We start from the raw sequence: 25,416 nt of genomic DNA, 5'->3' as shown, positions 1-25,416 counted from the left end.
TTCCTCGAACATGCAAGTGATACGTCCATTGGTCAGGTGAGATCAGCCGCGGATCCCTCCAGCTCCACCCCCACACACCTCCCGCACACACAACCTTAACCACCGGTGCGCTGGATCCGCGTCGAGGCGGGGGTGCCAGATCAGCGAGATGGTGATCTCGGGCAGGGTGACCGGCAGGGGGAAGGTGAAGAGGTTTTCGCGGAGTGTTCCGGTGTAGCGTTCGGGGACGCTGGCGATGAGGTCGGTGGCGCGGGCGAGCGCTAAGGCCTCGGAGAAGCTGCCGACGGATGTGGCGATCTCGCGTTTGAGGCCGAGGGGCTGAAGGGCGGCGTCGATCGGGCCGGTGTCGTTGCCGCGTCGGGAGACGTGGACGTGGCGGCCTCTGGCGTAGCGGGCGGCGGTGATCTCGCCGCTCGAAAACGAGTGGCCTGATCGCACCACGCCGACGAAGCGGTCGTGGAAGAGGGCCTGCGCCCGAAGCTCCGGGCCTGTCGCTTCCCCAATCACGCCGGTTTCGAGGTCGACGCTGCCTTCGCGCAACGGGCTGCTTTCCCGGTCGAGTTTCTGCACGAAGCGAAGGCGCACGCCGGGGGCTTGCCTGGCTACGCGGGCAATCAGCGCCGGGCCGAAATTCTCGACGAAACCCTCGCGGTTCCTGAGCGTGAAGGTGCGGGTAAGCGTCTTCAGGTCCAGGCTTTCGGCGGGGCGGAGGCAGGCTTCGGCCGCTTCGACCAGCGGGCCGACGCGGGCTGCGAGTTCGAGGGCCCTTGGCGTGGGCACGAGGCCACGGCCGGCGCGCACCAGCAGCGGATCGCCGGTCGCCTCGCGCAGCCGGGCCAGCGCCCGGCTCATGGCGGATGGGCTGAGCTGCAGGCGCCTGGCGGCGCGGGCGACGCTGCCTTCCGAAAGCAGCACATCAAGGGTCACGAGCAGGTTGAGGTCGGGTCTGGTCATGGCCTTTCATAGCATGAGTTCGACCATGATGTGGCGTCAAACGCACGAATGAAGTGCAAATGCTGCGCCTTCCGCCCTATGTTTCAGGAGATTAGGTTCTCGGGGAACCGAATTTGGAGGGTTTCCCGATGCTTACACGCCGACTGGCGCCCATGGCCCTTGGCCGTTTTCCGATGTCCCCGATGCCCCGGTCCAATCGCATGGGATTGCCGCATAAACAGAGTCACGAAGTTGCTCTAACTCTTTATTTTCAAGGGATTTTCTGTGCGAGAACTGCGCGTCGCGAAGCCTTGTGCGCGGGAGGTGGCCGATGACCTCGACAGACACCACCATGCCCCCGGCCGCTCTAGCGCCTTCCGTTCGCTGGGTGCTCGCCAGCCTCTCGCTTTCCATGCTGCTCTCCTCGCTTGGCACCAGCAGCGCCAATGTCGCCCTGCCGGCGCTGGCGGACGCTTTCGGCGCGTCCTTTCAGGCGGTGCAATGGGTGGTGCTTGCCTATCTGCTGGCGATCACCACGCTGATCGTCAGCGTCGGGCGGCTTGGCGATATCGTCGGCCGGCGGCGGCTGCTTATTGCCGGTATCGCGCTCTTTACCGCGGCTTCCGTCCTTTGCGGCCTCACGCCAGGCTTTGCACTACTGATTGCGGCGCGGGGGGTGCAGGGGATCGGCGCCGCTATCATGATGGCGCTGACCATGGCCTTTGTCGGCGAGGCGGTGCCGAAGGCGAGGACCGGCAGCGCCATGGGCCTGCTCGGCACCATGTCGGCGGTCGGCACAGCACTCGGGCCCTCGCTTGGCGGTGCGCTGATTGCCGGTCCGGGCTGGCGGGCGATCTTTCTCGTCAACGTGTCGCTTGGTCTCGTGGCGCTCTTTCTCGTCCGTCGGCATCTGCCGGCCGACCGGAAGACTGAGGGCGGGCAGCGCCCGCGCTTCGATGTGCCGGGCACGCTGTTGCTGGCGTTTTCGCTCGGCGCCTATGCGCTGGCGATGACGCTGGGGCGCGGCAGTTTCGGCGTGCTCAATGTCGTGCTGCTCTCGGCCGCGGCTCTCGGGCTTGGGCTCTTCCTGCTGGTCGAGGCGAAGGTCGCCTCGCCGCTCGTCCGGCCGTCGATGTTTCGCGACCCCGCTTTAAGCGTCGGGCTTTCGACCAACGTGCTGGTCTCGACGGTGATGATGGCGACGCTGGTGGTCGGGCCGTTCTTTCTCTCCCGCGGGCTCGGGCTCGATGCGGCGACGGTCGGGCTCGTCATGTCGGTCGGGCCGGTCATCTCGGCCTTCGGCGGCGTGGCCGCCGGCCGGATCGTCGATCGGCTGGGGGCGCGATCGGTGGTGACGGCCGGTCTCGTGGCAATGGTTGCGGGGTGTGCTGCTCTTGCGCTGCTGCCGGGTCTCCTTGGCGTCGTCGGCTATATCGCGGCGATCGCGATGCTGACGCCCGGCTACCAGCTCTTCCAGGCGGCCAACAACACGGCCGTCATGGCCGACGTCGGCCCAGACAAGCGCGGCGTCGTTTCCGGCCTGCTCAACCTTTCGCGCAATCTCGGTCTGGTCACCGGTGCATCGGTCATGGGCGCGGTCTTCGCCTTGGCCGTGGCCGCAAGCGATATCGCCAAAGCCGCGCCGGAGGCGGTCGCGGGTGGCATGCGGGTGACCTTTGTGGTCGCGGGTGTGCTGACCGTGATCGCACTGGCGATCGCGGCCGGGAGCCGGGTGTTGGGCGGAGCGAGCATGGGCTCTCGTAACGCCTCGTGACAAGGGACGGATGCGGGATCACGATGGTTTGGTCGTGCCAAACCACGTGCTCGTTCTCCTATCCCTTGCCGGCCCGGGATCAGGCGACCGGCGCGCTCGCAAGCCTGGCGCTGAGCGTCTCGAAATCCGGGACGAACCAGATGGAATTTCCCTTGTTCGTCTCGCGCACGAAATCGGTCAGCGCCTTGCTGCCTTCGAGCCTGGCGCTGATATCGCCGACGATGGCGAGCCGCATGCGGTAGTTGACGAACTTCTGGAACACGTCGCCGGCAATACGGGTCGAAAGATCGAGGAAATCGGCCCCAAGCCGTTCCACAGGGATCGCCACCAGGGTGGCCTCATGCGCCCAGGCGTCGCCGAGAAAATCATTGGCGTCGCCCGGCACCTTGAGAAGGGGGCCATCATTTGCGCATTTCAGCACGCGCGCGGTTCCGATTTCGAGAAGCTGTGTCATGCGTTCGGGATAGGGGATAAAGCCCTGGGTTGCAAGAGGGGTCGTGTCAGGCGCTGCGGCCGAGCAAGCGCCGCGTTCACCGTCCGTGAAATTCGCCCGACGTTTGCGCTGTTTGACTGGCTCGGGCGATCGGTCCTGAATCGATGTATTCTTTTAAACATAACGAATCTCGTAAAATTGTTTGTTCTTCGCGAGTTATTTCGGCGCGCGATCCGAGAGTTTCGGACGATTTTCCCGTTGGAATCCTGTTGTTTTGACCCAGATCAATGACCCGCTCAGTTCGCTATCTATTCTGCAACAGGATACATTCTTGTCATCTGCCGGTTACGGGATTGATTTTTATTTCGGGTGGCGCATCTTACCTTAGATTGTGTTGGGGGACGCAGAAATGCCAGAACTCGTTCAGCCACAGCCGATCGAAAGGCCGCCGCGCTCGCGGCGTGCGGAGCTGCTCACCTTCCTGGTGCTCGCCTTCGGCATCTGGCCGATCGTCGCCGTCGGCATCGTCGGCGGCTATGGCTTCCTCGTCTGGATGCTGCAGATCATCTTCGGGCCGCCTGGTCCTCCGGGACATTGAGGTTGGCCATGGGCATCGAACCTCTTTCCCGCCGTGAACTCTTTACCGGCCGCGCCGCCGCAAAGCCCGCCCGCATCCGGCCGCCCGGTGTTTCGGAGGCAAGCCTTGCGGCCTGCACCGGCTGCGGCGCCTGCGGGGAACGATGTCCCACCGGCATAATCCGTCTCGCAGACGGTCTCCCCTTCGTCGACTTTTCGCGCGGCGAATGCACCTTTTGCGGCGCCTGCGAGGAAGCCTGTCCTCAGCCGGTGTTCGAGGCAAAGGACGTGCGGCGCTTCCCCCATGTCGCCGCGATCACCGATACGTGCCTGGCGCGCCGCAACGTCGCCTGCCAGTCCTGCGGCGAAAGCTGTTCGGAGCAGGCGATCCGCTTTCGCCCGCGCATCGGCGGGCCGTTCCTGCCTGAGATCAACGAGGCCAAATGCACCGGTTGCGGCGCCTGCCTCTCGGGCTGCCCGGTCAGCGCGATCGCGGTCAAGGCAATGGAAGCGGAGGTGGCTCATGTCTGAGGCCGCAACGGCAAAGGCGGGCACGCCCTATCACATTTCGAGCGCCGTGGTCGCCACGATGCCTGCCAGCACCGAGAGCATCCTTCAGATGCTGCAGGGAATGGAAAACGTCGAAATCCACGGCCATGGCGGCGGCAAGATCGTCATCGTCATCGAAGGCAGAAGCACGGGCCAGCTCGGCGAGTGCCTGACGAAGATCTCGCTGCTTGATGGGGTGATCTCGGCCAACATGGTTTTCGAGCATGTCGAAATGGAAGAGGAAAGGCAGGAGCCATGAGCGGACAACTGACGCGGCGTGACATTCTGAAAGCCCACGCAGCCGGCATCGCCGCCGCCACGGCCGGCATTGCGCTGCCTGCCGCCGCACAGCCGGTGCCGGGCGGTGTAAACGCGCTGGAGATCAAATGGTCCAAGGCGCCGTGCCGCTTCTGCGGCACGGGCTGCGGCGTGATGGTGGGCGTGAAGGAGGGCCAGGTCGTCGCCACCCACGGCGACATGCAGGCGGAGGTCAACCGCGGCCTCAACTGCATCAAGGGCTATTTCCTCTCCAAGATCATGTATGGCAACGACCGGCTGACGACGCCGCTCCTGCGCAAGCGCGGCGGCGCCTACGCCAAGGACGGCGAGTTCGAGCCGGTGAGCTGGGACGAGGCCTTCAACGTCATGGCCGAGCAGGCGAAGAAGGTGCTGAAGGAGAAGGGGCCGACGGCGGTCGGCATGTTCGGCTCCGGCCAGTGGACGATCTTCGAGGGCTATGCCGCGACGAAGCTGATGCGGGCGGGCTTCCGCTCCAACAACCTCGACCCCAATGCCCGCCACTGCATGGCGTCTGCCGCCGTCGCCTTCATGCGCACTTTCGGCATGGACGAGCCGATGGGCTGCTACGACGATTTCGAGAACGCCGATGCCTTCGTGCTCTGGGGCTCGAACATGGCGGAGATGCACCCGATTCTCTGGACGCGCGTCGCCGATCGCCGCCTCGGCCAGCCGCATGTGCGGGTCGCGGTGCTTTCGACCTTCACCCATCGCAGCATGGACCTGGCCGACATCCCGATCGTCTTCAAGCCAGGCACGGATCTGGCGATCCTCAACTATATCGCCAACCACATCATCGAGACTGGCCGCGTCAACGAGGACTTCGTCAGCAAGCACACCAAGTTTGCCCGCGGCGTCACCGACATTGGCTATGGCCTGAGGCCCGACAATCCGGTCGAGGTCAATGCCGCCAACTCCAAGGACCCGGGCAAGACCGAGCCGATGGATTTCGAGGCGTTCAAGGAATTCGTTTCGGAATACACGCTGGAAAAGACCGTCGAACTGACCGGCGTCGAGCCGGAATTCCTGAAGCAGCTTGCCGAGCTCTATGCCGACCCCAGCCGCAAGGTCATGTCGCTCTGGACCATGGGCTTCAACCAGCATGTGCGCGGCGTCTGGGCCAACCAGATGGTCTATAACCTGCACCTTCTGACCGGCAAGATCTCCGAGCCCGGCAACAGCCCGTTCTCGCTGACCGGCCAGCCTTCGGCCTGCGGCACGGCGCGCGAGGTCGGCACCTTCGCGCACCGCCTGCCGGCGGACATGGTGGTGACCAATCCCGAGCACCGCAAGCATGCGGAGGAGATCTGGCGCATCCCGCACGGCATCATCCCGGAAAAGCCCGGCTATCACGCCGTGCAGCAGGACCGGATGCTGAAGGACGGCAAGCTCAACTTCTACTGGGTGCAGGTCAACAACAACGTCCAGGCGGGACCCAACACCGCCAACGAGACCTGGCAGGGCTATCGCAACCCGGACAACTTCATCGTCGTTTCCGATGCCTATCCGACGATCACGGCGATGAGCGCCGACCTGATCCTGCCCGCCGCCATGTGGGTGGAGAAGGAGGGCGCCTACGGCAATGCCGAGCGGCGCACCCATGTCTGGCATCAGCTCGTCCAGGCCCCCGGCGAGGCGCGCTCGGATCTCTGGCAGTTGGTGGAATTCTCCAAGCGCTTCGTAACCGACGAGGTGTGGCCGAAGGAAATCCTCGACGCCAGCCCCGAATATCGGGGCAAGACGCTGTTCGAAGTGCTGTTCAAAAATGGCGAAGTGGACCGCTATCCGATTACCGACGTCAGCGCCGAATACGACAACAACGAGGCCAAGGACTTCGGCTTCTACGTCCAGAAGGGCCTGTTCGAGGAATATGCCACCTTCGGCCGCGGCCACGGCCACGACCTGGCGCCCTACGACACCTATCATGAGGTCAGGGGCTTACGCTGGCCCGTCGTCAACGGCCAGGAAACGAAGTGGCGCTACCGCGAGGGCTTCGACCCTTACGTGAAGGCGGGCGAGGGCGTGAAATTTTATGGCAACAAGGACGGCAAGGCGATCATTCTCGCCGTGCCCTACGAGCCGCCGGCCGAATCCCCCGACGAGGAATACGACACCTGGCTGGTGACCGGCCGGGTGCTCGAACACTGGCACTCGGGCTCGATGACCATGCGGGTGCCGGAGCTTTACAAGGCGTTTCCGGGTGCACGCGTCTTCATGAATGCCGAGGACGCGCGCAAGCGCGGCATCAACCAGGGCATGGAAGTGCGCATCGTCTCGCGGCGCGGCGAAATCCGCTCGCGCGTCGATATCCGCGGCCGCAACCGCATGCCGCCCGGCGTCATCTTCGTTCCCTGGTTCGACGCCAGCCAGCTCATCAACAAGGTCACTCTCGACGCCACCGATCCCATCTCCAAACAGACGGATTTCAAAAAATGCGCGGTCAAGATCGTTCCCGTCACCCTCTAGGGTTTTTTCGGCTGAAGCGGATTTGCGGAAACGTCCTGTCTCTTTGTTTCGGGGCAGTTCCTCAGGCAAGACCGCTTCGCACCTTTGCTGGCCCGAAGCGGCCCGTCTGGATGGCGATGGCCGCCGGGCTGATGGTGTTCGTCACCACTGCCGCCGTGGCTCAAGTTGCGGAAAAGCTGGTGCCGCAGCTCGAAGGCCCGACGCCGCAGATGGCCACCGAAGCGGCGGCACCGCTGCCGAAATGGGTGGTCGACGACAAGCGCAAGATGCGCGCCTACCCCGACCAGCCGCCGGTCATCCCGCATTCGATCGAGGGCTACGAGCTTTCGGTCAATGCCAACCGCTGCCTTTCCTGCCACAAGCGCGAATTCACCCAGGATTCGGGCGCGCCGATGATCAGCGTCACCCACTACATGACGCGCGACGGGCAGATGATCGCCGACGTTTCGCCACGGCGCTATTTCTGCACGGCCTGCCATGTGCCGCAGGCGGACACCAGCCCGCTGGTGCCGAGCAATTTCAAGGATATGAGCGAGTTGGGCTTCAAGCCGGCCGGAAGCGAGTGACATCATGATCGCATGGATCAGGAAACTTATCCTCTGGGCCTGGCACATCATGGCGACGCCGGCCGGCACGCTGGGCTTGGGCTTCCTCACGCTCGGCGGCTTCATCGGCGGCGTGATGTTCTGGGGCGCCTTCAATACGGCGTTGGAACTCACCAACACCGAGAAGTTCTGCACCTCCTGTCACGAGATGCACGACAACGTCTACCAGGAGCTGACGCGCACCATCCACTTCTCCAACCGTTCCGGCGTGCGCGCCACCTGTCCGGATTGCCACGTGCCGCACCAGTGGACCGACAAGATCGCCCGCAAGATGCAGGCGTCGAAGGAGGTCTGGGGCAAGATCTTCGGCACAATCAACACAAGGTCGAAATTCCTCGAAAAACGGCTGGAGCTGGCCCAGCATGAATGGGCGCGCATGAAGGCCAATGACAGCCTGGAGTGCCGCAACTGCCATTCCTCCGTTGCCATGGACCTGCAGAAGCAGACGCAGCGCGCGGCCGAGATCCATACCCGCTATCTGCTCTCCGGCAAGGCCACCTGCATCGACTGCCACAAGGGCATCGCGCACGAACTGCCCAACATGGAGGGCATCGACCCCGGCTGGAAGATGCCGCCGGAGCTCGAGGGCAAGAAGATGGCGAACCAGACGCCGATCGACGATCTGAGGCAGGCGCTGGCGGAGTTGCATCAGCCTTAACATGTGGCCGGTCGTTCGGCTTGTCGAGCGGCTGTGAAGGTGGGCTGCTGCCGGTTGAGGGGTGCCAACCAGGATCTCCCTCATTCCTGTGCTTGTCACAGGAATCCAGCCGCGCCGCGTCGGCGGCGCGAGAGATCTTCCAAATGTCGAGTGTTGGCACTCCATCTCCCGCCGTGCCGACGCACGGCGGCTGGATCTCTGTGACGAGCACAGAGATGAGGGTGGAGGGTGCTGCGACCGCCGAGCCTACGGAGCCTACGAGGACGGGCAGCAATGGACAGGCTGGCCTTGGCTTTCCGTTCGCCTCCCTCCACATCATCATTTTTCCTGAAAAATTTCGCCAGCGATGTCGGACCCATCGTTGCCCGTTCGTCATTTAGCCAGGGAGGCCAATCTGGCTTCCTCCACTGGAGCGGGATAGGAAAAAATCCGCGCGGGTCTTTCGCCCGCAAACCGCTCTCACTATCTGGGTTTCACCGCGCCGATACCCCCAGGGGTCGCAACGACCGGGACGGCGTGACAGAGGAGATTGGACGATGCGCGTAGTGGTTTTTGTAAAGGCGACCGAGGACAGCGAAGCGGGCAAGATGCCTTCGACCGAGCTCCTGGAAGCCATGGGCAAGTTCAATGAGGAACTGGTCAATGCCGGCATCATGCAGGCGGGCGAAGGCTTGCATCCTTCCTCGCGTGGCGCCCGCGTCGCCTTCGACGGGCCCAATCGACTGGTCATCGACGGCCCCTTTGCCGAGACCAAGGAACTGGTCGCCGGCTTCTGGATCTGGACCGTCAAGGACATGGACGAGGCGATCGCCTGGGTCAAGCGCTGCCCGAACCCGATGCCGGGCCCGAGCGAAATCGAAATCCGCCCGGTCTTCGAAGCCGCCGATTTCGGCGACGCGCTGACGCCGGAGATCGCCGCACAGGACGAGCGCCTGCGCGAGAAGATCGCCAAGCAGTAGGGACGTCACTCTGCTGACGCTTAAGGGTGGGCTTGCCCCTCTCCTCGGGTTTAACCCGAGGACTAACCCTCTCCCTGCCAAGCGGGGAGAGGGGACGAGCCCGGTTCGCGGCGTTTTCGAACGCGGCCGCAGTCAGGGTCAAACGGGGTTTAGTCGGGGGGCAAACCAATTAGCCCGGAGTGAAACTGTGGCGCTTGTTGTCGAGGCGAGCGGGCGCCACGCGTGCCCTTCTCCCCGCGCGCGGGGAGAAGGTGGCCGGCAGGCCGGATGAGGGGCAAGCCCTCACCGGGCGGATGAGGGGCAGCCGCAAGTGTTGGGCGGTGAGCGGGAAGAAAGCAGCCCACATGCCGGATGAGCGGCTACCACAGTGTCCGAACTGTGGCGCCGTTAGCGGTCCGCTCGGTCGGTTTCCCGTAGAGATTGTATTAACCATATTTGCTTACCTATTCTCAGGGGTTTCAACCGGAGTGGGGCAATGGTCAGGGCGAGCGGTTTCGTCATTTTTCTTTTATCAAGTGTTCAGTTCGCGGCCGCCGCCGATATCGACGGTCCGCTGGTCGGGACGCAGGACGCCTATGAAGTGCCGGTGGAGCAAGCATCCGGCGGCATCGTCGGCTACATCGAGGGCTCCTATGGAGCCGGCGTCGATACACCCGGCGATATCGATACGGATGCCTGGGACCTGCGCGGCGCCGTGAACTTCGATGCCGGTGCCGGCCTGAACCTGCAGGTCGATCTCGGCTACACGCGCGCGTCCTATGAAGACGTCGATACCAACAGCTATGACGGCGCGCTGCACGGCTACTACCGCAACGATCTCTATGCGGCAGGCGTCTTTGTGCAAGGCGCGCGGCTCGACCCGGGCATTGGCGTCGACCTCAACGATTACATGGGTGGCCTCGAAGGGGCCTATTTTCTCGATACCTGGACGCTGCATGGTGCGGTCGGCTACGGCCAGGCGAGCGTGGAAGACTTCGACGACATCGACGCCGATCATTACATGGGCTCGCTCGGTGCCCGCATTTACGCGACCGACAACCTGCGCTTCGACGTCGACGGCTCGCTTCATCGCATGAGCGAAAACGACCTGGATTACGATCTGCGCAGCCTGAAGCTGACGGCCAACTACCGGCTGGACGCTTTCCCGGTCACGCTCTTTGCCGGCTACAAATACACCAATGAGGAGCTGTCGGGGCTGAGCGCATCGGTCTCCGGTGACACCAGCACCATCTTCGGGGGCCTGCGCTTCTCCTACGGTTCCGCGACGCTTAAGGAAGAAGAGCGCCTCGGCCCGGTCTGGTCCAGCAACCGCCTGTCGTTCTGATCGGCTGCTTGGCAGTCGCATCTCGTGCTGCCCCGCGAGTCGGGGCAGCTGATCGCAGCAAATGCCCCTAGCTCGCGTGAAATTCACACGGATACAATGCCTAGTAGCATTATTTAGTATGTGCTAACCTCTCGTCGCCATGAGGGCAAGAGGGAGGCGAATATGGACATGACACGCCGTGCCGTCGCTTTGGGAGGCGCTGGCCTGCTCGCAACGGTTTCAACTTTACCTGCGAATGCTCTGGAATCTCCGCTGATCGATCCGGTCGAGGCGGCTGACGATTTCTGGTTGGCGGTGGAAGCCTATATCTACGGCTATCCCCTGGTGACGATGGAAATGACCCGACGGGTCGTCACCAATGTGGCGCAGCCCGAAGGCAGCAAGGGGCCGATGGGGCATATCATCAAGCTTAGGGAGTATCCGAACGCTTCCTTCAAGGATGTGACCGCGCCGAACGCCGATACGCTTTATACGACGGCCTTCGTCGACGTGGGCAAGGAGCCCTGGGTATTGTCGATCCCGGACATGAAGGATCGCTACTTCCTGTTTCCGATGCTCGACGGCTGGACGACGGTGTTTCAGGTGCCGGGCAAGCGGACGACCGGCGACGGGGCGCAGTCCTACGCGATCACCGGGACCGGCTGGCAGGGCACCATTCCCGACGGCGTGACCGAATACAAGTCGGCAACGAGCGTCGTCTGGATCCTCGGTCGCATCTATTGCGATGGCTCGCCCGAGGACTATGCGGCGGTTCACGCGCTACAGGATCAGTGCAAGCTTTCGCCGCTCAGCGCCTATGGCAAGGACTGGACGCCGCCGGCGGGCAAGATCGACCCGACCATCGACATGAAGACGGCGGTGCGCGAACAGGTCAACCGCATGGACGCGGTCGAGTACTTCACATTGCTCTGCGAACTGATGAAGACCAATCCGCCGACGGCTGCGGATACGGAAGCGGTCGCCAAGTTCGCCGAAATCGGCATCGTGCCCGGCAAGGACTTCGACAAGAGCAAGCTGGATGCCGCTTTCGTCTCGCGCATTCCCGCCATGGCGTTCCATCGCATCATGCTGCATTTCAAGTTCAGCGATGGCGACGTTCAGGACATCAATGGATGGGGCTTTACCACCAAGACCGGCATCTACGGCACGGGCTATCTGCAGCGTGCACTGATCACGGCGATCGGCCTCGGCGCCAATCGTCCTCAGGATGCGATCTATCCGACGTCGCTGAAATCCAAGGACGGCCTCTTCTCCCGCGCCTACCACGGCTCGAACAAATACGTCGTTACGTTTCCAAAGGGACAATTGCCGCCGGTGCGCGGTTTCTGGTCGATCACCATGTATGACGAGGACTATTTCTTCGTCGACAATCCGATCAATCGCTATTCGATCAGCGCACGCGTCAGCCCCAAGGCCAATGCCGACGGGTCGACGGAGATCTACATCCAGAACGAAACGCCCGGAGCTGACAAGGAGAACAACTGGCTGCCCGCGCCGAAGGGCAAGTTCATCCTGATGATGCGGCTCTACTGGCCCGACGACAGCCCGCCGTCCATTCTCGATGGCTCATGGGTCATCCCGCCGGTGAAGAAGGCGGGATGATAGAGGCGCTATAGCACTTTGAATTGCTGCATGTTTTTGTCCTTTAATCGGGTACGATTAAAGGAAACATGCAGTAGCGCCGCGCGTCTTGTCAGACGCGCAAAGGTCGCTGTAGCACTTTGAATTGCTGCATGTTTTTGTCCTTTAACCGGGTACGGCTAAGGGAAACATGCAGCAGCGATCAGGCCACGGATACGCGCTTCGGCAGGACGAGATCGCCGACCGAGTAGGTGTGAAACTCGCTCCGGGAGACCTCGTCCAGCTTCCGGAACTTCTCCACGAACACCGGGTCGGAGAAGAACTCACCGACATTTCCGGTTCCCTGGATTGCCTCGACATTGACGACCGTCTGTCCGTCCGTGCTCTTCGCCAAAGTGCTCCACAGGAACCCTTCCTTCCGCTCGGCGACGTAGTGCACGACGTCCTGGATGATCGCGAAGGCTTCCTCCTGCTTGCCGGGGTGAGCGTGGATGACGTTGACGACAAAGGTCGTCGGAGCGGGGGAAGCTGAGAAAGTGGGGGTAAGGCTCGTATTCATGGGGCTCTCCATTTGAACGTCGCAGCGCATCGACCGCGACGACCTCTGGATATCGACGGGGAAATAGCGGATAAACGAGCGGGTATTCTCATCACTTCGGAAATTAATTCCGCAATCGGCAGACGATGGACAAGCTCGGAACGCTCAGCATTTTCATTCAGGTCGCAGAGGCAGGCAGCTTCGTGGCCGCCGGCCATCGGCTCGGCCTTTCGGGTTCTGCGGTCGGCAAGGCCATCGCGCGGCTCGAAGACGAGATGGGCGTGCGTCTCTTCAATCGGTCGACGAGAAGCATGGCGCTGACCGAGGACGGGAGCTTCTTTCTCGACACTTGTCGCCGCATCCAATCCGAATTCGAGGCAGCCCAGGCGCAGCTGTCGCGGTCGCACGCGACGCCGCGCGGGCAGCTCCGTGTCAGCCTGCCTTTGGCCGGCATGCTCCTGATGCCGACCATATCGGATTTCATGCGAGCCTACCCATTGATCAACCTCGACCTCGATTTCACCGATCGGCTGGTCGACGTCATCGAGGAGGGCTTCGATGCCGTCATCCGAACAGGCGAGGTCAAGGATACGCGCCTCATGAGCCGCAAGCTCGGGACGTTCCGGCACAGGATCGTCGCGGCTCCGGAGTATCTCGCCGCGCACGGTCGGCCGAAGGTGCCGGAAGACCTGCTCGGGCATCGCTGCCTCCATCACCGGTACGCGAACTCCGGCCGCCTCGAACCCTGGCCGCTCGTTCGTGACGGGCGCGAGGTCAAGCTCGATCTGCCCGTGACCACGGTTGCGAGCACACTCGAGCCCTTGATCTTCCTGGCGGAGCGATCCTTCGGCATCACCTGTCTGCCGCCGTTCGCCGTGTCGTCGGAACTGGCGGAAGGCAAGCTGGTATCGCTGCTGGAGGATTGCCTTCGCGAAACGGGCACATTCCGCGTGCTGTGGCCGACCAATCGATATCTCTCGCCAAAGGTCCGTGCCTTCGTCGACTTCATGGCCGCGAACCTGTTTGCCGAGTAACGGCCGGGCCGTACGGCAGGCGCCTTGTATTATTCCAGCCGTTGCTAAAGCGCGACAAATGGCAGAAGCTCCGTCTACGCCACTTTGGCCATGTGAGCCGGAGACGCAGACCATGACCGAAGCCTCTACCATGCAGCCGGCCAATCGCGGCGACGCCAGGATCTGCCGCGGATGCTGGGACCAGATGCACATGCCGATCCCCATTCGCGGGCCGCTGGCGCTGCCGTTTCGTGCCTTCGGCATCACCCGCAGCAAGATGAACCCCAACATCTGCACGATCTGCGAGCGCTCCTTCCGTTACGTCAAGAAGCAGAGTCACGTTGCGGCAAGCGCGACCATTCTTTTTGCCGACATCCGCGGCTTCACCCATTTGTCCGAGCGCATCGAGCGTGTCCGGCTCAGCGAAATCGTCAGCCTGTTTCAGGACCGCTGCGCCCAGGCGATCTGGGCGCATGACGGCATCGTCAACAAGCAGATGGGCGACGGGCTGATGGCGATCTTCAATTTTCCCATTATCAGGAAAGATCACGCGGAAGCCGCGATCCTGGCCGGGAGGGACATCCAGCGGCTCTGCGCGGCGGCACTTGGCAGCCTGCAGTTCGACGACCTCAAGGGAGAGACGCTCGGCGTCGGTGTCGGCATTCACTCGGGCGAGGTCGAGATCGGCGAGTTCTCGAGCTTCCGCAGCGATTTCACCGCGATCGGCGGCACGGTCAACCTGGCCTCAAGGCTCGAATCCCAGGCTGAGGCGGGCGAGATCCTGATCTCACCCGAGACCGCCGCTGAGGCGGCAGCGCTCACGACGGGCGCCGGAACCCGGCTGCTTGTCCTGAAGGGCATCGACCAACCGGTAGAGGCGAGGGTGCTGGCTGTGCACTGATCCGGCGCACCGTTGCAACTGGAGGGAGCCCACTCGCCGAAATGGTGTATAGAGGGAGATTGCACTGAGGCGATAGGGGTAGGCCCGGAGCAAGCTGCCAGCAGTTGGCGCGGATTTGCGCGACAACGTCCTTTGCACGGCTGCCGCTGCGCCCTTGGGTGTCTCGTCGGGAAGGGAGCGCCTCGATGACCATCGCGCACGATCAAAGCCGGGAACAGATGAAGGCCGAGCTGGAAGACAGCGAGCGGCTGCAGGCCATCAGCCTCGAACTGATCAAGGACGGGCGACCGCAGGCCGTCTACGAGACCATTTTGGATGGTGCGGCCGCCATCATGCGCTCGCAATTCGCCAGCCTGCAGATGCTGGATGCCGACCGGGGCGCCGCTGGAGAGCTACGCCTGCTTTCCCATCGCGGCTTCAGCGACGAGGCCGCGCAATTCTGGCATTGGGTCAGCATGGACCGGGCTTCCACCTGCGCGCTCGCCCTGCGCACCGGGCGGCGCGTCGTCGTTTCGGATGTCGAAACCGCTGCGTTCATGCAGGGGACGGCGGATCTGGCCCATTACCGGCAGAGCGGGATCCGCGCCGTGCAGACCACGCCGCTCCATTCCCGCGTCGGAACGCTCATCGGGATGTTGTCGACCCATTGGGCGCATGTGCACCGACCGAAGGAGCGGGAACTGCGTCTCCTCGACGTGCTGGCACGACAGGCGGCCGACCTGATCGAGCGCGAGAAGACGGAGACGGCGCTTCGGGCGAGCGAGGAACGGTTGCGGACGGCGGTGGAGGTCGGCGGTCTGGGGCTCTGGGACTGGAATGTCCTAACCGGAGAGGTGCATTGGAGCGACGAGTATTTTCGCATGCTGGGTTACGGGGTGGACGAGGTGACGCCCAGCTATGAAAACTGGTCCGCGCGCATCCACCCGGATGACCGGGCGGAGACCGAGGCCTTGCTGCAGCACGCGCGGGAGGCCCGCACAGAGTTCGTCACGGAGTTTCGCACCCTGCATCCGAATGGCGCCGTTCGCTGGCTGCACGGCCGCGGCCGTTTCTTCTACGATCAAGGCGGGCAGGCGATCCGCATGGTGGGCGCGATGACCGACACCACCGAGCGGCGGCAATGGGAAGACCGCCAGAAGGCGCTGGTTGCCGAGCTGCAGCATCGCACCCGAAACCTCATGGCGGTTGTCCGGGCCGTTGCCGAAACCACCGCCCGCAGAGCCAAGGACCTGCCGGATTTCAGCGCGCATTTTCGCAGCCGCCTGTCGGCGCTGGCCAGGGTCCAGGGCCTGTTGTCGCGCCTGGCCAACCAGCAGCGGGTCACCTTCGATGAGCTGCTCCGGGCAGAACTGGCGGCGGTGGATGCGGATATGGGGCGTGTGCGGCTGGACGGTCCCAGCGGCGTGAAGCTGCGTTCGTCGACGGTGCAAACGCTGACCATGGCCCTTCATGAACTGGCCAACAATGCCGTCAAGTACGGTGCCTTGGGTCAGGCCGGTGCAGCACTTTCCGTTCGCTGGCATGTCGAGGCCGGGCAGGATCAAAAGCTCTGGCTTCACATCGACTGGCACGAAAGCGGCGTGCGCATGCCGCCGGCAACCGGTGCCGGCGAGGGCATCGGGCACGGGCGCGAACTGATCGAGCGGGCGCTGCCCTACCAGCTTGAGGCGAGAACGAGCTTCGCCCTTGGGCCGGATGGCCTGCGCTGCACCATCTCCATGCCGGTCTCCGAGCTCAACATGGCTCGATGAGGCAGGCTTCGACACTGTTCTGCAACCTTGCTCTGCCACTGCGAAGACACATCGCGAGGGGGGACGCGACTACCCGGCCAGAGGGGCTTCCATGAAGATGAGATGGTTGCGCAGTTCGGGAGGTGCTTTGTAGTAGGGTGCGATCTCCTGGAATCCCAGGGAGCGGTAGAGGCTCAACGCCTCATCGTGGTTGCGGCCGGTATCCAGCCGCATGGCGGCATAGCCCCGCTCGGCAGCCACGCGCACGAGGGCCTCGGCGAGACGGCGGCCCAGCCCCAAGCCTCGGCCCTCCGGGCTGATGAACATTCGCTTCATCTCGCATGTACGTTCGTCGATCCGCTGCATCATCACACAGCCGACCACCTTTCCGTTCAGGCGGGCAACAAGAATCTCCCCATCTGGAGCCGAATGGATTTTCGGCAGGCTGTCCAGGAGTGCGGCCCATTGTTCCGGCGTGTAGTACCGGTCGACGAACCAGGCGTTTTCGCCATAGCGCGATCGGCACCAGTCGAGGAAGCCGTTGCACAAGGATCGAATGGCAGGAAAGTCGTCAGCTTCGGCCGGGCCGATCTCGGAGTTCTGTTCCATCGCTGCGCTCCACTCACGAATTCTGCATCGGAAAGCGGGCGCTCCGTCCCGAGTTCCGCGGCCACCGAAAGGGAGGCCACAGTCGGGCCGGGCTCAAGGACTTGTCCGCTCTGACGAATGTCGTGGTTTCTGCCGCAACTGTAGTCGAAAAAGGCCCTGTTGACCATTTGCCGGTGCTGAGCGCGGCGCGCTTCTGCTTCCGCAAAAACGTGGGGCTTGCCGCGTCCCGCCATCCGGTGTTAATTGCATGCCATCGCGAAAAGCGACTGCTTCCCTTGATCCGCTCAGTGGCGGAGTAAACAGGTGGACGAATCCACGTCCAGGCAGTCAAGCACACGCCATCCCTGCCGTTTGAGCACGGATCGGCCAGCGTTTCCCAAAACCTATCGCCTGCATCGTCAGGTCACCCAATCGCAAGGCATCGGCGCCTCTTGGCGTGGGCGTGCTTGCGTTGATCGGAACGCATCATGAAGAAATCCCTCATCGTCATTTTTACTGCCATTGTGCTCGATGCCGTGGGCATCGGCCTCATCTTTCCCATCCTGCCTTGGCTGCTGAAGGACGTGATCCATGCCGACAACGTGGCGCCCTATATCGGCACGATGACCGCGCTCTATGCGGTCATGCAGTTCATCTGCGCGCCGGTGCTGGGTGCGCTCAGCGATCGGCTGGGCCGCCGGCCCGTGCTCTTGATCTCGCTCGCGGGTGCTGCGGTCAACTATCTGTTCCTCGCCTTTGCGCCCAATCTCTGGATGCTCTTTGCGGGCCGTGCGATCGCCGGGCTGACGAGCGCCAACATGTCGGTCGCAACCGCCTACCTCACCGACATCACGCCCGAGGACAAGCGTGCGCAGCGCTTCGGCCTGTTCAACGCCATGTTCGGCATCGGCTTCATCATCGGCCCGGTTCTCGGCGGGGTGCTCGGCGACCACTGGCTGCGTTTGCCCTTCGTCGCCGCGGCGGTCCTGAACGGCTGCAATTTGGCTCTGGCGTACTTCGTGCTGCCGGAGTCGCGCGCACCGAGCCGCGAGAGGATCGACCTTGCCGCGCTCAACCCGCTTCGGCCGCTGCGCTGGGTGTTCTCGGTGAAGAGCGTGCTGCCGATCGTCTTTCTCTTCCTGATCTTCAGCGCCACGGGCGAGGCCTATGGCACCTGCTGGGCGCTCTGGGGCAGCGAGACGTTCCAGTGGAACGGGTTCTGGATCGGCCTGTCGCTCGGCGCCTTTGGCGTCTGCCAGACGTTTGCGCAGGCGTTTCTCCCGGGACCGGCGGTAAAACTCTTCGGCGATCGCGGCGCCATTCTGGTGGGCGTCGCCGGCGTCTGCCTTGCCCTGACCGTCATGGCCTTCGCGACCGAGGGCTGGATGATCTTCGCGATCATGCCGGTCTTTGCGCTCGGCGGCATCGGCGTGCCGGCGCTGCAATCGCTCGCGACCCGGCAGGTCGATGAGAGCCAGCAGGGCCAGTTCCAGGGCGTGCTGGCCTCGGCCGTGAGCCTGGCATCGATCATCAGTCCGCTCGCGTTCTCGAGCATCTACTTCGTCGTTCGCGCGCAATGGCCGGGCGCGATCTGGCTTTCGGTCGTCGTCGTTTATGCGCTGGGCGGGCTGCTGGTTCTCGGCCTGCGCCTGACGAAACCGGTGGCGGCCTCAGTCGCGTCATAACGCCCCGCGGGGCATGTGGATGGGATCGCAATGATCCCATCCGCTGCCGAGCGGGACGATGCTCCGAGGGGCTATTTCGATGGGCGATCCAGCCGCATCACCTTCTCCTCGCCGAGCATCATGCCGGTCTCGCGGAAACCGAAGCGGTGATAAAGGGCGTGGGCGCGGGTGTTTTCCGGGTAGACGCCGAGATAGATGTCGCCGCATTCGGGGATGCCGGCCATATGTTCCAGCAGGGCGGCAAGCGCCTTGGCACCGTAGCCCTTGCCCTGGTGGCGGGCGTCGATCATCAGACGATAGATCCAGTGATTGCCGTCATCCGGATCGAGCGCATACATGGCGAAGCCGACGGGCGCGCCTTCGACCATCACGGCAAAGCCCACGCATTCGGGGCGTTCGGCGAGTTCTTCCAGCGACTCCGCGTTGCTGGCGATGAAATCCATCTGGTTTTCATGCACGTCCAATTTTCGGATGGTGTCGGGATCGACGGCATCGACTGGCAAAAGTGTGATCGTCATTCGTTTCCTCGTGTTTGACGCTCGGTGCCGGTATCCGGCGCGGCGCTTGCAGCACACCCCTCATCCGCACGGTGAGGATTGCTCCTCATCCGCCTGCCGGCAGCTTCTCCCTACGGGTGGGGAGAAGGGACGCTGTGGCGCCTGCCTGTGTCCATCTCTAGCGATTGCAGGTCGGGCCAATCCGGTCTGGTCGCAGCCTTCAACGGGCTACGGCGAGGCGGGACGCTTACCGTTTTCCCTCTCCCCGCCTGCGGGGAGAGGGGGAGGGTGAGGGGCAGTTCTTGACGGATGCGTGGCGCGTGTTCCGCCGGGCAAAGGCGTCAATAACAATTTGATTTATAAGTTGTTTCTGTTCAGGCCGAATCCGGCCCCGGCAAGTCTAGCGCCGGAATCCGGAAAGGCGAGTCCTTGTCGTTAGGCTGCATTGCGGGAACATTGCGGGGCCGCTCTCGGCACTTCCGCCGGCTCCTGAGGATCAGTCTTCGTCCAGGATGCGCGGCTCGGGCGCGCCCGACCATTGAAAGGTGATGGTGCGGCCCTGGCGGATGTTCTGGATGACGGCGGGGCGGAAGACGGCGAGGCATTCGCCCTCGGGGTCGCGGGCGGAAGGGTAGATCAGGCCGTTGCCGCCTTCCGCGAGGATGGTGGCGGCGAGCGCCTGGCCGGCGGGGTAGGCGACCGTGGTATCGGGATCGAGATAGGCGGCTCCCTTTTCTGCGCGCGCATCATGAAAGCGGCAGGTGAAGCCGGCGATCAGCTCGCGGTAGCGGCCGATGTCGTGAAAGCTGCCGGCTTCGCTGAGCGCCCGGGTGCGGTGATAGACGATTTCCGCCTGACAGGTTTGAAGCGCGCGCGGGCCGAAGGCGCAATACCAGGCGCCGCGCTCCTCGCCGTTGAAGCGGTTGCCCGGCGGGCGCGCATGGCAGAAGGCGGCATTGATCAGCGACCAGCCGTAGCCGAAGGTCTCGTTCAGCAGTTCGGCCGGATCGACGCCGACAGGCAGGGCGAGGGGGCTGAGGCGCGCCGAGGTGATCGCCTCCAGCCGGTTGAGGATATCGATCTCGTCGTCATCGTCGGCCAGCGGCTTGACGGCGGGCTCGTCAATATAGGCGGTCGAGATCAGCCGGACGGTCGCCGGCTCGTTGAAGTCGATCTCTGATATCATAGGCCGCCGCGCAGGCCATCGAGATAGCGTCGCACCTTCAGCATCACCGGAATGCCGCCCTCGATCATGAGATCGACGGGCGAGTGGCCATTGAACAGCGGACCGGTATTGACCGCCTTCGGCCATTGATAGGTGAGCGGGCCGTTGAAGAAGAGCCGCAGCCCCTTGAAGATGCCGACGATCAGGCTCGCGCGCATGCGCTTGTCCTGGTCGAGCCTGCCCTTGAAGTCACCGGCCTTCATGCGGTTCCAGGTGGCGATCGGCACGTCGAAGAGCTGGGCGGCCTCCCTGTTGGTGAGGTTCCAGAAGTCGCAGGCTTTGACCACGGCCTTGACGATAACCGCCTCTTCCTGCCGGGCCGCTTGCCGATCGGGGGCGAAAGCCGGTTGAGCGCTGGCCATTTTTGTCTCCTATGCCGCGACTTCGTGTATCATATGATATGAAATGGCGATGCTGGGCGAGAAGTCAAGGGGCGATGGCGACGTTTGCTGTGCGGGGTGCTGCCGGAGAGACATCACCGCCGTGGCTCCGGCTGGATCGGAATTTTCCTGCGTGCGTGCCTCTGATGGGGAGCGATCGGTTCTCGAGGTCGATCCAACCCGTCAATTCAGGCCGGCACGGGCAAGTCCCTCGATGAGACGCGCCCGATCCTCGGCGCGAACGAAAGAAGATGTTGCTGCGACGGCGTCCCGTGAGATGTCAGGGACTAGCGACTTGAGCCGTCCGAGCAAGTCCGTGGCAGCCTCCTGGTTGTCCAGAAGTCCGGCACAGGCCGTGCCGATGATCAGCGGAACCGCGTGGCCGGACCGCAAGCGATGCGCCTCCCGTGCGTAACTCAATCCAAGTTCGTAATTCGCGCCCTGGAAATAAGCCATGGCGTAGTAAAACTGAAAGTCGCCGAGAAAAGCCTCGCGGGGGCTCAGTCTGAGGGCGTAGTCGATGCAAGGAATGGCGTCCGCCGCGCGGCCCCCGTTGGCATGCGCAAGCCCCAACTGGCCGTGCGCAAACGCGGAGTTGGGGTTGATCGCGACAGCCTGGCTGATCGCTGCCATCGCCAGGACATTGTCACGCGTCGCAAAGGCTATCATCGCCTGCGCAAGGTAAGTCCACTGTTCCTTATCGTCCGCGGCAATGGCTTGTTGGACGAAATCCCTGGCAAGGGCCAGGGCGTGTCCCATGTCCTCCCACCCCTGGAACGCGCGCCACACGGTAATCCAACCTTTCATCGCGAGCGCCTGGGCATAACCGGGAGCCAGTCCGATTGCCCGATCGAGCAGGGGGAGCATCTTGCCGCTGCTCTCCTCAGACAACTGGGAACACAGGAACACCGCCCGCACGACACATTCCCAAGCATCAAGGCCATGATGCGGCTTGGGGCTTTCGCGGGCATGCTCTGCCGCCAGGAGTTCCGGCCCGATGCGGCCGACGACGCTTGCAGTGATTTCGTCCTGAATGACGAAGATGTCGCCGAGGTCGCCGTCGTACCTCTCGGCCCAGAGTTGGACTTCGGAGGCCGCATCGATGAGCTGCGCGGTCACCCTTACCCGGTTGCCGGACTTGCGCACACTCCCCTCGAGAATATAGCGGATCCCGAGTTCGCGCCCGATGGCGCGCACATCCACGGGCTTTCCCTTGTAGGTGAACATCGTGTTGCGGGCGATCACGAAGAAGCCCTTGAGCTTGGATAGCGCGGTGGTGATGTCCTCGGTGAGTCCATCGCTGAAGAAGTCCTGCTCCGGGTCGGCGCTCATGACGTTGAACGGCAGCACGGCAATGGATGGTCGATCCGGAAGTGCGGGCCTGGGCGATACCGTTCCTGCGGTCGTCCTTTCCAGAAGGGGGCGGTACAGTCGCACCGGCCGCTCCATGTTCTTGAGCGCGCGTTCGCCGAGGTACTCATAGCCGCAGTCAAGCTTGCCCGGGAGGTGATCGTACGCCGTGCCGGAAATGCAAATGCCGCCTGGATCCGCCAAGGTCTGGAGGCGGGCCGCGATGTTGACGCCATCGCCGTAGAGATCCCCATCAACCTCATGGATCACATCACCGAGATTGACGCCGATCCGGAAGATGATGCGTCGCTCCGTCGGGATATCGGCCTGGTTCTCGGCAACCCCCTTCTGGATGGCGACCGCGCACGCGACGGCATCGACGACCGAGCCGAACTCCACGAGCGCACCGTCGCCCATCAGCTTGACAATACGGCCCTGATGGTCGGCCAGCAGCGGATCGATCACCTCCCGGCGCAGAACCTTGAGGGCCGACACCGTCCCAGCCTCGTCATGTTCGACGAGGTGGGAATAGCCGACGACATCAGCGGCCAGGATCGCGGCCAGCCGCCGCTCTGCTCTTGCAGTTGCCATGGCTGTCTCCCCCTCAGGAGATCCGCCGGATGAAGCCAGGCAATTGACGCGACATGCACCATCCGGCTGCCCGACACCGCGACCGTGCTGGTTCATGATACCACTGAGACGGTCGTATAGCGACGCTTCACGAGAGTACCGCCTTCAACAGGAACAGGATCCGCGAAGCGGTCACTGCAAAGGTCTGTTGCGGTCCAATGGAGAAGGGAGGTCGGTTTTCCTCACGAGATCGCGTCGGCCTTCATCGGAATCTTGTGGCACTTGCTCCATGATGCTGAAGAGGCGTTGGCGAGCCGGATAGGGCACCTTCCTCTACAAATGCGGCCCCAGCAGCGACAGATCCGCTTCGCCGAGCCGGTCCTTAGCGCTCCGGAGCTGGTGCCAGTAGGGGTAGATCACCGGCGGCAGGCTGACGGCGTCGAGCAGTTCCTTTTCCTCGTCGGAAAGCTTCAGGCCGGCGGCGGCGAGGTTGTCGCTGAACTGTGCTTCCGTGCGGCCGCCGATGATGACGGACGTGACGCCCTTGCGGCCGATCAGCCAGGCGAGCGCCACCTGCGCCGGGGAGACGCCGCGCTCGCCTGATATCGCCACCAGCATGTCGACGATCTTCCACAGCCGCGCCTCGTCGCGGATCGGCGGCTCGTTCCAGCCGGCGAGCTGGCGCGTTCCCTCTGATGTCTCGCCCGGCCGATGCTTGCCCGAGAGCAGGCCGCCTGCAAGCGGGCTCCAGACGAGCACGCCGAGCCCCTGATCGATCGAGATCGGCATCAGTTCGTATTCGGCCTCGCGGGCTTCCAGCGTATAGTGGATCTGCTGGCTGACGAAGCGCTGCCGGCCCTCGAGCGCGCTGATGCCGAGCGCCTTCATGATGTGCCAGCCGGAATAGTTGGAGCAGCCGATGTAGCGGACCTTGCCGCTTCGGACGAGGCTGTCGAGCGCTTCCATCGTTTCTTCGAGCGGCGTCTGGCCATCCCATTCATGCACCTGGTAGAGATCGATGACGTCGGTCTTCAGCCGCTTCAGGCTCGCCTCGCAGGCGGCGATCAGATGGTGGCGCGAGAGCCCGCCGTCGTTCGGTCCGGGCCCCATGGAGAAGCGTGCCTTGGTGGCGACCAGCACGCCGTTCTTGCGCTTGCCGCCAAGCACCTCGCCGATGATCTGCTCTGAGTAGCCGGTCGAATAGATATCGGCGGTGTCGATCAGGTTGACGCCGGCGTCGAGGCAGAGATCGACGTAGCGGCGGGCGTCCTTGAGGCCGACATTGCCGACCTCGGCGAACTTGCCGCGGCCGCCAATCGTCATCGTGCCCATGGTGATAACAGAGATTTTCAGGCCGGAGCGGCCGAGCAGCCGGTATTCCATGGTCTCGGATCCTTTGCTGATGCGCTGGGAAAGCAACGAAAACGCAAGCCTCCGTTGTGGAACAAACCGAAGGCGACAGGCGGTAAGGTAGCGGCCTGTGCCGGGCGGGCAAGATGTGTATGCCTGCACCGTCCTGCAATCGGATGTTGCGGTTCTTGAGGCTCCTGTTTCTTAGGGCTGGCTTGAAGATGGCGGAATGCTATCGTCTCTGCCGAGAGATGAGGGGGGTCACTCGATGAGCGTTGCCAAGAGTTTGCTGTCCGCATAGGCAATCGCTGCCGGCCTGTGTTGCGTGGTCGCGCCTTCGACGGCGAACGCGGCTGAAAACGGTGCCGGCTTCTATCTGCTCGGTGCCCGTGGCCCGATGGCCGGCCTTCTCGCACCGCCCGGAACCTACTTTCAGAACGACACCTATTTCTATGTCGGTGAGCTCAAGGGCAACAAGCAGCTTCCGCTCGGCGGCCAGATCGTCGGCGAAGTCGACGCGACCCTGATCGGCGTCTTCGGCACCGGCCTCTGGGTCATGCCCGAGGAGGTGCAAGGCGGCAATCTCGGCTTTACCGCGATCGTGCCTTTCGGCGGCCCCGACATCGATGCAACGCTGTCAGCGCCGAGGGCCGGCCGTTCGGCCTCCGCAAGCGACTCGATCTTCACCATCGGCGACCCGGTGGTTGGCGTCGTGCTCGGCTGGCACGAAGGCGATTTCCACTGGACGGCGAACGCCAGCCTCAACGTGCCGATCGGCGACTACCAGAAAGGCGAGCTCGCCAATCTCTCCTTCAATCGCTGGGCAGGCGACTTCACCCTTGCCGGCACCTGGTTCAACCCGGAACCCGGTTTCGACCTTTCGGGTGCCGCGGGCTTCGCCTTCAACGGCGAGAACCCGGCGACGGACTATCGCACGGGTACGGAATTCCACGCGGAATGGGCGGTTACCAGGCACTTCGGCCAGGAATTCTCCGCCGGCGTGGCGGGCTACTTCTACCAGCAGGTGACGGGCGACAGCGGTCCCGGTGCAAGCCTCGGCGACTTCAAGGGCCGTATCGCCGCAATCGGCGGCACCATGGGCTACAATTTCAAGATGGCCGAGACGCCGGTCTCTCTGACGCTGAAGATTTTCCAGGAATTCGGCGCCAAGAACCGGCCGGAGGGTTCCGCCGGCTTCGTCACCATCGCCTTCCCCATCGGCACGCCGCCGGCGCAGGTGAAGTAGCATCGACTATAGAGGGAAGCCCCTCATCCGCCTGCCGGCACCTTCTCCCCGCGGGCGGGGAGAAGGGACATGTGGCAACCGCTCGTCTCAACAGCAAGCATCTTCGATTTTTCTCTGACGGCGGCTCCGCTCGACAACGCTGCGAAGGGGCACGTTCCCTCCCCCCGCAGACGGGGAGAGGGTTAGTC

At 63.4% G+C, this 25,416-nt stretch carries 24 protein-coding genes; 15 read left to right on the top strand and 9 right to left on the bottom strand.

Annotated features, from left to right (window positions below):
* Positions 1–42 precede the first annotated feature (42 nt).
* Complete coding sequence (locus tag ACN9MO_RS10260; protein WP_057253809.1) at positions 43–954, bottom strand: LysR family transcriptional regulator; 912 nt, start codon at positions 952–954, stop codon at positions 43–45.
* Positions 955–1,264: 310 nt separating this feature from the next.
* On the opposite strand from ACN9MO_RS10260, the gene ACN9MO_RS10255 reads away from it, so the two are divergent.
* Complete coding sequence (locus tag ACN9MO_RS10255; RefSeq protein ID WP_113133736.1) at positions 1,265–2,707, top strand: MFS transporter; 1,443 nt, start codon at positions 1,265–1,267, stop codon at positions 2,705–2,707.
* Positions 2,708–2,786: 79 nt separating this feature from the next.
* On the opposite strand, the gene ACN9MO_RS10250 is transcribed toward ACN9MO_RS10255, so the two are convergent.
* The gene (locus tag ACN9MO_RS10250) at positions 2,787–3,161 is read right to left on the bottom strand and encodes a DUF4180 domain-containing protein (protein ID WP_057253813.1); all 375 of its coding nucleotides are present in this window, start codon (positions 3,159–3,161) and stop codon (positions 2,787–2,789) included.
* A 388-nt stretch (positions 3,162–3,549) separates the two neighbouring features.
* Here ACN9MO_RS10250 and napE point away from each other — a divergent pair, with 388 nt between their 5' ends.
* From napE to ACN9MO_RS10205, 9 genes are all read left to right on the top strand, one after another.
* Positions 3,550–3,738, top strand: coding sequence for a periplasmic nitrate reductase, NapE protein (napE, locus tag ACN9MO_RS10245; protein WP_057253815.1), 189 nt, complete (start codon positions 3,550–3,552; stop codon positions 3,736–3,738).
* Positions 3,739–3,740: 2 nt separating this feature from the next.
* Complete coding sequence (gene napF, locus ACN9MO_RS10240) at positions 3,741–4,247, top strand: ferredoxin-type protein NapF (protein WP_375293055.1); 507 nt, start codon at positions 3,741–3,743, stop codon at positions 4,245–4,247.
* Positions 4,240–4,524 (top strand): chaperone NapD, encoded by a 285-nt coding sequence (locus ACN9MO_RS10235; protein WP_113133737.1) that lies wholly within the window; start codon positions 4,240–4,242, stop codon positions 4,522–4,524. Before napF ends, ACN9MO_RS10235 begins: the two co-directional genes overlap by 8 nt.
* Entirely contained in the window at positions 4,521–7,028 is a 2,508-nt protein-coding gene (gene napA, locus ACN9MO_RS10230) for a periplasmic nitrate reductase subunit alpha (protein WP_113133738.1), read from the top strand. The genes ACN9MO_RS10235 and napA overlap by 4 nt, the downstream gene beginning before the upstream one ends.
* Before the next feature lie 110 nt (positions 7,029–7,138).
* Entirely contained in the window at positions 7,139–7,594 is a 456-nt protein-coding gene (locus ACN9MO_RS10225; protein ID WP_058322419.1) for a nitrate reductase cytochrome c-type subunit, read from the top strand.
* A gap of 4 nt (positions 7,595–7,598) precedes the next feature.
* Positions 7,599–8,291, top strand: coding sequence for a NapC/NirT family cytochrome c (locus ACN9MO_RS10220; RefSeq protein WP_162733738.1), 693 nt, complete (start codon positions 7,599–7,601; stop codon positions 8,289–8,291).
* A 536-nt stretch (positions 8,292–8,827) separates the two neighbouring features.
* Entirely contained in the window at positions 8,828–9,250 is a 423-nt protein-coding gene (locus tag ACN9MO_RS10215; protein WP_113133739.1) for a YciI family protein, read from the top strand.
* Positions 9,251–9,725: 475 nt separating this feature from the next.
* Complete coding sequence (locus tag ACN9MO_RS10210) at positions 9,726–10,574, top strand: hypothetical protein (RefSeq protein WP_058327127.1); 849 nt, start codon at positions 9,726–9,728, stop codon at positions 10,572–10,574.
* A gap of 162 nt (positions 10,575–10,736) precedes the next feature.
* Entirely contained in the window at positions 10,737–12,176 is a 1,440-nt protein-coding gene (locus ACN9MO_RS10205; RefSeq protein WP_113133740.1) for a DUF1254 domain-containing protein, read from the top strand.
* Between the two features lie 181 nt (positions 12,177–12,357).
* Here ACN9MO_RS10205 and ACN9MO_RS10200 read toward each other — a convergent pair whose 3' ends face one another.
* Positions 12,358–12,714 (bottom strand): antibiotic biosynthesis monooxygenase, encoded by a 357-nt coding sequence (locus ACN9MO_RS10200; protein ID WP_057253833.1) that lies wholly within the window; start codon positions 12,712–12,714, stop codon positions 12,358–12,360.
* A 125-nt stretch (positions 12,715–12,839) separates the two neighbouring features.
* On the opposite strand from ACN9MO_RS10200, the gene ACN9MO_RS10195 reads away from it, so the two are divergent.
* From ACN9MO_RS10195 to ACN9MO_RS10185, 3 genes are all read left to right on the top strand, one after another.
* Positions 12,840–13,727, top strand: a complete 888-nt coding sequence (locus ACN9MO_RS10195; RefSeq protein WP_058327125.1) for a LysR family transcriptional regulator — start codon at positions 12,840–12,842, stop codon at positions 13,725–13,727.
* Between the two features lie 112 nt (positions 13,728–13,839).
* Positions 13,840–14,607 (top strand): adenylate/guanylate cyclase domain-containing protein, encoded by a 768-nt coding sequence (locus ACN9MO_RS10190; RefSeq protein WP_113133437.1) that lies wholly within the window; start codon positions 13,840–13,842, stop codon positions 14,605–14,607.
* Positions 14,608–14,792: 185 nt separating this feature from the next.
* Positions 14,793–16,358: a PAS domain-containing protein gene (locus tag ACN9MO_RS10185; RefSeq protein ID WP_113133438.1), complete on the top strand. Its 1,566-nt coding sequence runs from the start codon at positions 14,793–14,795 to the stop codon at positions 16,356–16,358.
* A 69-nt stretch (positions 16,359–16,427) separates the two neighbouring features.
* Here ACN9MO_RS10185 and ACN9MO_RS10180 read toward each other — a convergent pair whose 3' ends face one another.
* A complete protein-coding gene (locus tag ACN9MO_RS10180) occupies positions 16,428–16,946 on the bottom strand; it encodes a GNAT family N-acetyltransferase (RefSeq protein WP_057253840.1) in 519 nt (172 codons plus the stop codon).
* A 467-nt stretch (positions 16,947–17,413) separates the two neighbouring features.
* Between ACN9MO_RS10180 and ACN9MO_RS10175 the strand changes: the two genes are divergently transcribed.
* Positions 17,414–18,610, top strand: a complete 1,197-nt coding sequence (locus ACN9MO_RS10175) for a TCR/Tet family MFS transporter (RefSeq protein ID WP_113133439.1) — start codon at positions 17,414–17,416, stop codon at positions 18,608–18,610.
* Positions 18,611–18,681: 71 nt separating this feature from the next.
* On the opposite strand, the gene ACN9MO_RS10170 is transcribed toward ACN9MO_RS10175, so the two are convergent.
* The 5 genes from ACN9MO_RS10170 to ACN9MO_RS10150 form a co-directional block, all read right to left on the bottom strand.
* On the bottom strand, positions 18,682–19,128 hold the full coding sequence (locus tag ACN9MO_RS10170) for a GNAT family N-acetyltransferase (RefSeq protein ID WP_113133440.1): 447 nt from the start codon (positions 19,126–19,128) through the stop codon (positions 18,682–18,684).
* Positions 19,129–19,603: 475 nt separating this feature from the next.
* Complete coding sequence (locus ACN9MO_RS10165) at positions 19,604–20,293, bottom strand: RES family NAD+ phosphorylase (RefSeq protein ID WP_113133441.1); 690 nt, start codon at positions 20,291–20,293, stop codon at positions 19,604–19,606.
* Positions 20,290–20,694: an antitoxin Xre-like helix-turn-helix domain-containing protein gene (locus ACN9MO_RS10160; RefSeq protein ID WP_057253848.1), complete on the bottom strand. Its 405-nt coding sequence runs from the start codon at positions 20,692–20,694 to the stop codon at positions 20,290–20,292. The genes ACN9MO_RS10165 and ACN9MO_RS10160 overlap by 4 nt, the downstream gene beginning before the upstream one ends.
* Before the next feature lie 201 nt (positions 20,695–20,895).
* Positions 20,896–22,653 (bottom strand): adenylate/guanylate cyclase domain-containing protein, encoded by a 1,758-nt coding sequence (locus ACN9MO_RS10155; protein WP_057253850.1) that lies wholly within the window; start codon positions 22,651–22,653, stop codon positions 20,896–20,898.
* 312 nt (positions 22,654–22,965) lie between these two features.
* On the bottom strand, positions 22,966–24,015 hold the full coding sequence (locus tag ACN9MO_RS10150; RefSeq protein ID WP_057254418.1) for an aldo/keto reductase: 1,050 nt from the start codon (positions 24,013–24,015) through the stop codon (positions 22,966–22,968).
* Positions 24,016–24,307: 292 nt separating this feature from the next.
* Between ACN9MO_RS10150 and ACN9MO_RS10145 the strand changes: the two genes are divergently transcribed.
* The gene (locus tag ACN9MO_RS10145; RefSeq protein WP_425984725.1) at positions 24,308–25,228 is read left to right on the top strand and encodes a SphA family protein; all 921 of its coding nucleotides are present in this window, start codon (positions 24,308–24,310) and stop codon (positions 25,226–25,228) included.
* Positions 25,229–25,416: the final 188 nt, after the last annotated feature.

This window comes from Ensifer sp. R-19 (assembly GCF_049905105.1).
In the GTDB taxonomy this organism is placed as follows: domain Bacteria; phylum Pseudomonadota; class Alphaproteobacteria; order Rhizobiales; family Rhizobiaceae; genus Ensifer.
The sequence above is the reverse complement of the archived record's forward strand: the minus strand, read 5'-3'. Positions and strand labels throughout refer to the sequence as shown.

Coding starts and splice junctions, on each gene's coding strand:
- ACN9MO_RS10260 (WP_057253809.1), bottom strand. CDS start 954: ATGACCAGACCCGACCTCAACCTGCTCGTGACCCTTGATGTGCTGCTT.
- ACN9MO_RS10255 (WP_113133736.1), top strand. CDS start 1,265: ATGACCTCGACAGACACCACCATGCCCCCGGCCGCTCTAGCGCCTTCC.
- ACN9MO_RS10250 (WP_057253813.1), bottom strand. CDS start 3,161: ATGACACAGCTTCTCGAAATCGGAACCGCGCGCGTGCTGAAATGCGCA.
- napE (WP_057253815.1), top strand. CDS start 3,550: ATGCCAGAACTCGTTCAGCCACAGCCGATCGAAAGGCCGCCGCGCTCG.
- ACN9MO_RS10235 (WP_113133737.1), top strand. CDS start 4,240: ATGTCTGAGGCCGCAACGGCAAAGGCGGGCACGCCCTATCACATTTCG.
- napA (WP_113133738.1), top strand. CDS start 4,521: ATGAGCGGACAACTGACGCGGCGTGACATTCTGAAAGCCCACGCAGCC.
- ACN9MO_RS10225 (WP_058322419.1), top strand. CDS start 7,139: ATGGCGATGGCCGCCGGGCTGATGGTGTTCGTCACCACTGCCGCCGTG.
- ACN9MO_RS10220 (WP_162733738.1), top strand. CDS start 7,599: ATGATCGCATGGATCAGGAAACTTATCCTCTGGGCCTGGCACATCATG.
- ACN9MO_RS10215 (WP_113133739.1), top strand. CDS start 8,828: ATGCGCGTAGTGGTTTTTGTAAAGGCGACCGAGGACAGCGAAGCGGGC.
- ACN9MO_RS10210 (WP_058327127.1), top strand. CDS start 9,726: ATGGTCAGGGCGAGCGGTTTCGTCATTTTTCTTTTATCAAGTGTTCAG.
- ACN9MO_RS10205 (WP_113133740.1), top strand. CDS start 10,737: ATGGACATGACACGCCGTGCCGTCGCTTTGGGAGGCGCTGGCCTGCTC.
- ACN9MO_RS10200 (WP_057253833.1), bottom strand. CDS start 12,714: ATGAATACGAGCCTTACCCCCACTTTCTCAGCTTCCCCCGCTCCGACG.
- ACN9MO_RS10195 (WP_058327125.1), top strand. CDS start 12,840: ATGGACAAGCTCGGAACGCTCAGCATTTTCATTCAGGTCGCAGAGGCA.
- ACN9MO_RS10190 (WP_113133437.1), top strand. CDS start 13,840: ATGACCGAAGCCTCTACCATGCAGCCGGCCAATCGCGGCGACGCCAGG.
- ACN9MO_RS10185 (WP_113133438.1), top strand. CDS start 14,793: ATGACCATCGCGCACGATCAAAGCCGGGAACAGATGAAGGCCGAGCTG.
- ACN9MO_RS10180 (WP_057253840.1), bottom strand. CDS start 16,946: ATGGAACAGAACTCCGAGATCGGCCCGGCCGAAGCTGACGACTTTCCT.
- ACN9MO_RS10175 (WP_113133439.1), top strand. CDS start 17,414: ATGAAGAAATCCCTCATCGTCATTTTTACTGCCATTGTGCTCGATGCC.
- ACN9MO_RS10170 (WP_113133440.1), bottom strand. CDS start 19,128: ATGACGATCACACTTTTGCCAGTCGATGCCGTCGATCCCGACACCATC.
- ACN9MO_RS10165 (WP_113133441.1), bottom strand. CDS start 20,293: ATGATATCAGAGATCGACTTCAACGAGCCGGCGACCGTCCGGCTGATC.
- ACN9MO_RS10160 (WP_057253848.1), bottom strand. CDS start 20,694: ATGGCCAGCGCTCAACCGGCTTTCGCCCCCGATCGGCAAGCGGCCCGG.
- ACN9MO_RS10155 (WP_057253850.1), bottom strand. CDS start 22,653: ATGGCAACTGCAAGAGCAGAGCGGCGGCTGGCCGCGATCCTGGCCGCT.
- ACN9MO_RS10150 (WP_057254418.1), bottom strand. CDS start 24,015: ATGGAATACCGGCTGCTCGGCCGCTCCGGCCTGAAAATCTCTGTTATC.